At 28.1% G+C, this 1,490-nt stretch carries 1 protein-coding gene; it reads right to left on the bottom strand.

Annotation, left to right across the window (positions count from 1 at the left end; all coding sequences use genetic code 11):
- Positions 1 to 79: 79 nt before the first annotated feature.
- A complete protein-coding gene (locus KHW44_RS09545) occupies positions 80 to 1,285 on the bottom strand; it encodes a S41 family peptidase (protein WP_304068871.1) in 1,206 nt (401 codons plus the stop codon).
- Between the last annotated feature and the right edge of the window lie 205 nt (positions 1,286 to 1,490).

Consider the following 1,490-nt stretch of genomic DNA (forward strand, 5'->3'; position numbering starts at 1 on the left):
TTGAACAGAGTGAAAACCAGCGCCTTGAGACGCTGGTTGGTATCACTCGGGCTTATAGCCCATGAACAAACCACCCGTTTTACGGGTGGTCATGATTTACTCTTTGTAGAAGTAGTTTTACCATCTCACTGTTATCATCTAATTTTATTGAAGGGATAGTTCCGACTTCCTCATTGGTAGATCCGTCTTCGTTTAAGCCTTGTCCAAGTGGATATTCCACTATTAAACCTATGTTTGGCAAGGATTTGTAAGTGTGGACAATATTCAAACCATATCCAGAAGTTGCTTCTCCTACTGTAGTTGCAAACTTAGTTCTATTTGCTATTTGACACACAAAATCAGCGCTGTTTTTAGTATTTTTATTTTGTAAAATGAAAATATCGCATTTTTGTTCTTCTGATTTTTTCAACGATAGGTTAAAATTGGTAATGTATTTTATGTTTTTTTGATTATCATTAATTGTTACATTTGACAAATCCTCGGTTGTTTTAAAAGAAATGCCATTATTATTTAAAACTTTCTTATCAATCAAAGGTTGAGTTTTATTAGCTACTTTGAAATCGACATTAATGTCAGATTTTAATAACGGTTTAATAATAACATTAATTGCATATTCTAAATTTTCAGAATCATTATCTCTCAAATCTATGATAATTTTGTTTTTCTTTTTATTAGTTTGCAAGATATTCTTGAAGATTATGGCATCTTTTTGAATATCCACAGAATCAAAATCAGAAACCTTAACATATAACGCATCTTTATAATTATCAATAGAATATGCTCTGAAAGTTTTTGCTGGTAATTCTTCAACCAAATTAGAATACCTTTTAATAGATAAATTGTTTAGTATTTGATTGCTGTTTTCTTGGTGTAAAATTTTGTTAAAAGTGTATTTGTCAGCTACTTTAACATTTGAATCGTATAGTTTTTTTAAAATATCATTGTATAAATTATACACTTCTTCTGTTGTCAATTCATCTCTTTTTCTGCCACACTCTAACTTGATTTTTGATTTGAAATTAGGTTTCATAGATAGAAAATCTGTATCTTTGTATTTTTTTGTTTGCGGCAAATTCATATACGAACTTTCGATTTGATTACAAAGTTCATCAAAATCTTTTAGTATGTATTTTTTTGGTATAATTTGTTTGTACTCAGATGGTCTGGAACTTATGTATCTATAAGAAAATAAGGCAAAAATAAAAAGTAAAGCTACTATTATTATTTTATTTAAAATTTTACTTTTTTGTTTAATCTTTTTAGCACTTTTTCGTGATGTTTTCATATCTCACCTCTTTTCAATCAGTATAATATAAAAAAAAGACTAGGTCAATTGAATAAAATTTATAAAACGGGGTATATAAGTATAAGAAGAGAAAAAGAGGTTAGTCATGAATAATGTTTTACTGATAAATAGAATAATTCCTACAATTGATGACGATAGAATTTGCAACATTACTTTTGTAATTGCAGACATGCATTTACAAGAA

The sequence above is a fragment of the Finegoldia magna genome (assembly GCF_018371055.1).
Lineage (GTDB): Bacteria > Bacillota > Clostridia > Tissierellales > Peptoniphilaceae > Finegoldia > Finegoldia magna_I.